Origin of the sequence: Actinoalloteichus spitiensis RMV-1378 (genome assembly GCF_000239155.1) — a bacterium.
Taxonomy (GTDB): Bacteria; Actinomycetota; Actinomycetes; order Mycobacteriales; family Pseudonocardiaceae; genus Actinoalloteichus_B; species Actinoalloteichus_B spitiensis.
In genome coordinates this window covers 1-2,199 of the sequence record NZ_AGVX02000859.1, presented here as the reverse complement: position 1 = coordinate 2,199, position 2,199 = coordinate 1, and the positions used below count along the sequence as shown (strand labels likewise).

Genomic DNA, 2,199 nt, shown 5'->3' with positions numbered 1-2,199 from the left:
GGGGGAAGGAGGCGGAGGAGTCGAGTTGGGCGCGGGCGGCCGCCGGTCCTCCGGCGGCGTTGCCCGCCGTCCCGGCCGAGGACCTCGCGGTGCTCACCGGGGGCGGTGCCAACCCGCTCGGCGGTCCCGTGCCGCCCGAGCCGGCGGCGAGGACGCCGATCGCGGACGTCCGACCGGCGGCGCACGCGGAAGAACCGGGAGGTTCCACCACGGGGTGGACGGTGACGAGCATGCCTCCGGCGCCGTGGCCCGACAGCGCGGGCGGCGCCCCGGGGACGAACACCGCTCCCGACGGTGATCCGGCCGCGTCCGCAGCTCCGGCCGCCGGTGCCGCTCCGCTGACGTCCGACCTGGGAACCATCGACCTGTCAGCGCTGGAACCGGCGCGGATCGAGGAACTGCTGCTGGCGGTGGTGGCCGAGACGACCGGCTACCCGGTCGAGGTGCTCGGACTCGACATGGAACTGGACGCCGACCTCGGTGTCGACTCCATCAAGAAGGTCGAGATGTTCTCGGCCCTGCGAGACCGGGTCGGCGAACTTCCCCAGGAGGACGTGGCCTCCTGGGCCAGGTTGCGGACCCTGCGCGAGGTCGCCGAGCGGTTGGCGACCGGCGGGGACGGGTCGACGGCACCACCGGCCGAGCCCGCGCCGACGCCGGCCGACACCGACACCGACACCGACACCGACACCGGCGCTCACGCCGGCCCCGAACCCGCCGACCCGCGGCCGCCCGACACCCTGGTCGACGCCGTCGACGAGGTCGACCGGTTCGTCGTCGGGATACGCGGTTCCGCCGCCCCGGGCCAGCCCACCCCCGGACTCGGGGACGCTCCGCTGGTGGTCACCGACGACGGCCGGGGGGTCGCCCGGGCACTGGTCGACCGTCTCGTCGGAGAGGGCTTCGAGGCGACCGTGGTCGAGGAGGTCCCACCCTCGGCCAGGGCGGTCGTCCTCCTGGACGGGCTGACCGAGGACAGCTCGCCGGACCACGCCGTCGCGCTGCACCGGACCGCGCTCGCGGCGGCCAGCCGGATGGCCGCCGCCGGGGCCGGCGAACAGGGGACCTTGCTGGTCACCGTGCAGGACACCGGGGGAGACTTCGGCCTCGCCGGGCGCCGGCCGGACCGCGCCTGGCTCGGCGGGCTGTCCGGGCTGGCCAGGACGGCGGGGAGGGAGTGGCCCCGCGCGTCGGTGCGGGCGATCGACTGCCAGTGCGGTGACCGCGCCCCCGAGGAGATCGCCGACGCGCTGTTCACCGAGCTGACGACCGGGGGCGCGACACCGGACGTCGGGCTCGGTGCCGACGGGAGCCGGGTGGTTCTCCAGTACGACCGTGCCGGCGTGGTCCCGGACGTCGCGCAGCACCGGGTCGGCCCAGGTTCGGTGATCGTCGTGACCGGGGGCGCCAGGGGAGTGACCGCCGCCGCGCTCCTGGCCCTCGCCCGGGAGCACCAGCCGCACCTCGCGCTGCTCGGACGCACCGAGCTGGCGGAGGAACCGGCCGGACTCGACGGCGCGACGGAGGAAGCCGAACTGCTCCGGCGGATCGCGGCACTGTGGAGCGACCGGCCGGGAGGCCCGCCGACCCCCGCCGAACTGGGCGCGGAGGCACGTCGGGTGCTGGCGGTGCGGGAGATCCGGGCGACGCTCGACGCCCTCACGGCGGCGGGCTCACCGGTGCGGTACCTCGCCGTGGACGTCCGGGACGCCACGGCGGTGGCGGATGCCCTCGACGAGGTCCGGCGCGACTGGGGGCCGATCACCGGTCTCGTGCACGGGGCGGGAACGGTCGCCGACGGGCTCTTGGCGGACAAGACCGACGAACGGTTCGCCAGCGTCTTCGAGCCCAAGGTCGGCGGGCTGCGAGCCCTGCTGAGCGCCACCGAGGACGACCCGCTGGAGCTGCTGGTCCTCTTCTCCTCCATCGCCGGATGTTTCGGGAACCGGGGCCAGGCGGACTACGCCATGGCCAACGAGGTCCTCAACCTGGTGGCCTCGGCGCAGCGGGTCGCCCGCCCGGACTGCGCCGTGAGCTCCATCGCCTGGGGGCCGTGGCGCGGCGGGATGATCGGACCCGAACTCGCCCACCGGTTGCGGCGGGCCGGCATCCCGCTGATCTCCCCCGACGCGGGAGCGGCCGCCTTCACCCGCGAGGTGAGCGCGGCGGAGCCACCGCACCGGGTGGTGATCGCGGCGG

1 protein-coding gene is annotated in these 2,199 nt (G+C 75.7%); it reads left to right on the top strand.

What is annotated here, in order from left to right; genetic code table 11:
- Positions 1-230: 230 nt before the first annotated feature.
- Positions 231-2,199: SDR family NAD(P)-dependent oxidoreductase (locus ACTIDRAF_RS31550; protein WP_211215434.1), on the top strand; the 1,969-nt coding region annotated here is incomplete at its 3' end.